Genomic DNA, 4793 nt, shown 5'->3' on the forward strand with positions numbered 1-4793 from the left:
GAAGCCGGATGGGCGGGGTATCAACATATCTGGCGTTGACTTTTGGCACGCTGTTGAGTTCTCAAGGAACGGACGCTTCCTTCGTACTCACCCTCGTCGGGTTTTCCTCCGGGCGCTTCCCTTCGGTCTTGCGTTTCCGACTCTATCAGACTCTTTCGGGCCTGATTCCCGGTCGGCGGGACGTACCGTCAGCTTCAGGGCTTTCGCCTGTCGGCCTTTCGACATTCACTACGTTAGCCGATTCCCTCGCCCGATTCACAATCGGGCTTCCGGGTTCGAAATTCAGGCATGCGAACATGACGAATTCGACCCTGAGATGAGGGGCGATCTTGAGTAGTGGGTTGGCCGCTCCGGCTGCAGGCGATTGCCGTACCCGGTTCAGCGGCTCGGGCCACGTTACGCGCCTTCCAGGGGCGAGTCAACTCCTCCGACACTTCGGGACACGAGCCCGGTACGGGCTCACCGTCGGGTCGTCGGCAGCTCAGAAGCGCCAGGGGTGTGCGGTGCCCTCGTCCGCGGCTCCGAGGCACGGACCGTTGTTGCGTACCTGGCCGGAGCGGACCGCGGTGCCGGCGAACGTCCTCAGCGGAGTGTCCTTGGAGGTGCAGGCGTCCGTATCGTCCGGGGAACGGTCCACGTCCGGGGTTGCTGCCGGGCGGGCCGGTCTTTTGGCCAGTTCCTTGTCGTTGCGGGCTGAGAGTCGACTGCTCGAAGTCCCGGGACCTCGTGACGCAGGGGTGGAGCAAGAAGAACGCGGCAGACGAGCGATACAGGATCTACATCTGCTCAGGTGGCTGGCGCATCACAGGCTCCGGCCACGGATGCCGCGGACGAAGAGCGCGAGGCCGGGCTACTGGCCGAGGAGGCCACATCCGAAAGGCGTACCGTCCTGGCGAGATGTTCGCCGTAGGGGACACCGACGCATCGACCATGCGTGCAGGTGTCGGCAGGTGCGAGGTCGACCCGGCGAAGATCCGGACCGGGTCGGCAGACCTGGCAGCGAAGCGGGTGCGGGTGGATCCGGGGGACGTCGAGTACCTGTGGGAGGAGTTGGACTACGAGGATCCCGACCGGATCGACTGCGTACGGACGGTTGTCCGGCAGGCCTGCGAACCCGTCGAGCTGGTGCCGAGAGGTCGAGGAGTCCGAGGGTTCGACTCGGACCACTACCGGATCGCCTTCCGGAACCCCTGAGCGATGCGTGACGTTCGAGGCTGAGTGTCTTCACTGCGAGTTGACGGCCAAGCCCTCGGCGGGCGGCGCGGCGGTGGACGTGGAGTGCATGAGCACACAACCCGGAGCGGGTACAAGGGCTTTTGGCGTGTCTGTGCATCGTTCGCCTCGTTCGCGATGGTGTTCCCGCTGGCTGTTCGGCGTTGTGCACGGTGACCGTGCTCCTGGCGGTGGTCACCCGACCGGCCAGGAACGCGTCACGCGCCACGCTCGCGAGCGATCACACATCGTCGGACCCGGCGCCGCTCCGGCTCGCCGGCGCGGCGCACAGCGGCTCAGGCTCCGCCGGCCGACTTGGCTCTCGGGCTCAGCCGGTACGCCGAGACCGTCGGATCATCAGCGATGTAGAAGCGGTGCTGCCAGTCATGGGCTCTGCTCACGCCCACCCGAGGGCCGACCCTGATGAGTCCGGCGGGTACCGGCTCGCCCTCGGACAGTACGACCGAGGCGCCCGTCAGCAGGGCTGTGCCGTTGTGCTCTGCCGTGATGCCGAGCGCCTGGCAGAAGTTCCCCGGACCGCGCGCAAGGCGTGGGCTCTCGACCTTCGTCCCTCGCCGCTTGCGTGCCAGGTCTTCCCCTTCGATGACCCTGCCTGCGCGAATGAGGACAGCCGAGGCGATGCCGTCTGTTCCGGTGACGATGTTGGCGCACCAGTGGAGACCGTGAGACCGGTAGACGTACAGGTGTCCCGCGACCCCGAACATGACGGCGTTGCGGGGTGTCCTGCCTCGGTAGGCGTGGGAGGCGGGGTCGGCCGTACCGGAGTATGCCTCGGTCTCCGTGATGGTGATGCTCACGGTTCCCTCGGGAGCCTCGTGGGTGAGGACGGCACCGAGCAGCTTGGGGGCGACTTCTTCAGCGGGGTGAGCGAGATCCACAACGTTCATGCTGACCGACTTGACGTGCCGTGGGTGAAGTAAACGTAGTGGTCGGGGGGACCGAGCATCACGCCGTTGCGGGCGGTGCGCCCCCGACAGGCCTGGGAACCGGGGTCGTTGGAGCCGTCGTAGGCCTCGACCTCGGTCAGGCGGAGGGCGATCGGGCCGTCCGGGGCGGTGCGCACGACGATGCGACCGAGCAGGTCGGGAGCGACCTCGAGGACAGGGCGGTCGAAGAACCTCCTGGGCAGGGGCGTACGGTCAAGGGTCGCGATCATGGCGCCCGAGCGTACTCCTGCCGGGGTGCTGCCACGGGGTGGTCACCGGACGCCGTGCTTGCAAGGGTGACGGACACGGAACCGGCCGGGGCCGGATCGCGTTGTTAGGGATCAAAGGTCCACACGCGGCAACGACGCGATAGAGGACGACAAGGGGAGAGACATGGCGTTCAAGAAGCTGCTCGCGAGCCTGGGAGCCGGCGGGGCTTCGGTCGAGACGGTGCTGCACGAGGACAACGTCGTTCCGGGTGGGGTCGTCCAGGGTGAGGTGCGCATCCAGGGCGGGTCCGTGAACCAGCAGATCGAAGGTCTGTCGGTCGGGTTGCAGGCCAAGGTCGAGGTGGAGAGCGGCGACGAGGAGTACAAGCAGAACATCGAGTTCACCAAGTCGCGGCTCGGCGGCGCCTTCGAGCTCCAGGCGGGCGCGGTGCACGCGGTGCCGTTCGGGCTGGAGATCCCGTGGGAGACGCCGATCACGATGATCGACGGGCAGTCGCTGCGCGGGATGAACATCGGCGTGACCACGGAGCTGGCGATCGCGCGGGCCGTGGACTCGGGTGACCTGGACCCGATCAACGTGCACCCGCTGCCGGCGCAGAAGGCGATCCTGGACGCGTTCATCCAGTTGGGCTTCCGGTTCAAGAGCGCGGACATGGAGCGCGGACATGTCCGGGGGACTCGTCAGCGGCTGCCGTTCTACCAGGAGATCGAGTTCTTCCCGCCGCAGCAGTACCGGGGGCTGCACCAGGTCGAGCTGACCTTCGTGGCCGACGATCAGGCGATGGACGTCGTGCTGGAGATGGACAAGAAGCCCGGTCTGTTCAGCGAGGGCAGCGACACGTTCCGGTCGTTCCAGATGGGGCTGCACGACTACCAGGGCACGGACTGGGCGGCGTACCTCAACCAGTGGCTGTCGGAGGTCGGCAGCAAGCGCAACTGGTTCTAGGCTCGGCTCCGACTGAACGCAATCGATCAGGAGGTACCGAGGTGACCGAGCTCGAGCGGCGTCCGCTCCCCCATGACTTCCACCCGCCCGTGCCGTCGTTCACGGTGACGAGCGAGGACGTCGAGGAGGGCGCGACGCTCCGGGACGCCCAGGTGCAGGCGGGCGGCAACACGTCGCCGCAGCTGCGCTGGTCGGGCTTCCCGCCGGAGACCAAGAGCTTCGCCGTGACCTGCTACGACCCGGATGCCCCGACGGGCAGCGGGTTCTGGCACTGGGTGGCGTTCGACATCCCGGCCTCGGTGACCGAGCTGCCGGCCGGCGCGGGCAGTGGCGGGTTCGAGGGGCTGCCCGAGGGCGCGATTCAGGCGCGCAACGACTACGGCACCAAGGACTTCGGCGGGGCCGCGCCGCCCCCCGGGGACGGGCCGCACCGGTATGTGTTCACGGTGTACGCCGTGGATCAGGAGAAGCTCGGTCCGGACTCGGACGCGTCCCCTGCCGTGGTGGGCTTCAACCTGCGGTTCCACACGCTCGCGCGGGCCCAGCTGATCGGTGAGTACGAGGTGCCCGCCGGCTCCTGAGCCGATCCCAGCATTCACGGAACGTTTGCCCGCCCCTGGTCTTGGAATTGATCAGGGGCGGGCATTTTTGTTGCCGGGGGCGCGGGGTCGCCTCCCGTTGAGGCAGCAGATATTGCGTTGTCCATCCCGGCGTGCCCGGCCAGAGTTGATCCCAGCCCGCCGAGGGGTGGGCCGGTGCACACGGGAGGTGGGCTGGTATGCGGGACACGCTGGTGCTGAACGCGAGCTTCGAGCCGCTGTCGACGGTGACGCTGAACCGAGCCGTCGTTCTGGTGCTCCAGGACAAGGCGGTCGTCGAGCAGGCCCACCCCGAGCTGCGGATGCGGGGAGCCGAGGTGGACATACCGGTGCCGCGGGTGATCAGGCTCTGCCAATACGTCAGGGTGCCGTTCCGAAGACGGGCGCCGTGGTCGAGGCGGGGCGTGCTGGTGCGGGACCGGCACCGGTGCGCGTACTGCGGGCGGCGGGCCACCACCGTCGACCACGTGGTGCCGCGGTCGCACGGTGGGCAGGACACCTGGCTGAACACGGTGGCCTCGTGCGCGGAGGACAACCACCGCAAGGCGAACCGGACTCCGGAGCAGGCGGGGATGCCGCTGCTGCGGCAGCCGTTCGAACCGACGCCGGCGGACGCGATGCTGCTCGCGCTGGCGAGGGACGATCTTGAGGCACTGCCGGACTGGCTGGCGCTGGACGCGGCGTGAGGGTTTCGCCGTAGGGGCCTGGGGTTCCCGGCTGCGGGTTGTTCACGGCTGGTCTCGCCCGCGCGGCGGAGCTTCGCATGGAGCAGGTCCCCGACGAAGGAGTGGGTGGACTCCGCGCCCGAGGGTGAGACGCGGGACTGGACGTCCTGGTGGTACGAGGCGGACGACACCGT

General features: G+C 68.0%; 5 protein-coding genes and 2 pseudogenes. 4 read left to right on the plus strand and 3 right to left on the minus strand.

The genetic code is table 11. The annotated features are described in order from the left end of the window. Nucleotides 1-418: 418 nt before the first annotated feature. Nucleotides 419-706 (minus strand): annotated as a pseudogene (locus tag AB0I73_RS40390) (3-methyladenine DNA glycosylase); the annotation flags it as partial. Between the two features lie 224 nt (nucleotides 707-930). On the opposite strand from AB0I73_RS40390, the gene AB0I73_RS40395 reads away from it, so the two are divergent. After that, the gene (locus AB0I73_RS40395; RefSeq protein ID WP_363045373.1) at nucleotides 931-1194 is read left to right on the plus strand and encodes a hypothetical protein; all 264 of its coding nucleotides are present in this window, start codon (nucleotides 931-933) and stop codon (nucleotides 1192-1194) included. A 314-nt stretch (nucleotides 1195-1508) separates the two neighbouring features. On the opposite strand, the gene AB0I73_RS40400 is transcribed toward AB0I73_RS40395, so the two are convergent. Together AB0I73_RS40400 and AB0I73_RS40405 are read right to left on the minus strand one after the other, a co-directional pair. Beyond that, nucleotides 1509-2120 (minus strand): DNA-3-methyladenine glycosylase, encoded by a 612-nt coding sequence (locus AB0I73_RS40400; RefSeq protein ID WP_363045374.1) that lies wholly within the window; start codon nucleotides 2118-2120, stop codon nucleotides 1509-1511. 17 nt (nucleotides 2121-2137) lie between these two features. Then, nucleotides 2138-2389 (minus strand): annotated as a pseudogene (locus AB0I73_RS40405) (DNA-3-methyladenine glycosylase); the annotation flags it as partial. Between the two features lie 163 nt (nucleotides 2390-2552). Here AB0I73_RS40405 and AB0I73_RS40410 point away from each other — a divergent pair. The 3 genes from AB0I73_RS40410 (at nucleotide 2553) to AB0I73_RS40420 (ending at nucleotide 4620) form a co-directional block, all read left to right on the plus strand. Then, a complete protein-coding gene (locus AB0I73_RS40410; protein ID WP_363045375.1) occupies nucleotides 2553-3335 on the plus strand; it encodes a sporulation protein in 783 nt (260 codons plus the stop codon). Between the two features lie 41 nt (nucleotides 3336-3376). Then, nucleotides 3377-3916: a YbhB/YbcL family Raf kinase inhibitor-like protein gene (locus AB0I73_RS40415; RefSeq protein ID WP_363045376.1), complete on the plus strand. Its 540-nt coding sequence runs from the start codon at nucleotides 3377-3379 to the stop codon at nucleotides 3914-3916. 197 nt (nucleotides 3917-4113) lie between these two features. After that, a complete protein-coding gene (locus AB0I73_RS40420; RefSeq protein WP_109383201.1) occupies nucleotides 4114-4620 on the plus strand; it encodes an HNH endonuclease in 507 nt (168 codons plus the stop codon). Nucleotides 4621-4793: the final 173 nt, after the last annotated feature.

Source organism: Streptomyces sp. NPDC050388, assembly GCF_040655635.1.
Classification (GTDB): Bacteria; Actinomycetota; Actinomycetes; order Streptomycetales; family Streptomycetaceae; genus Streptomyces.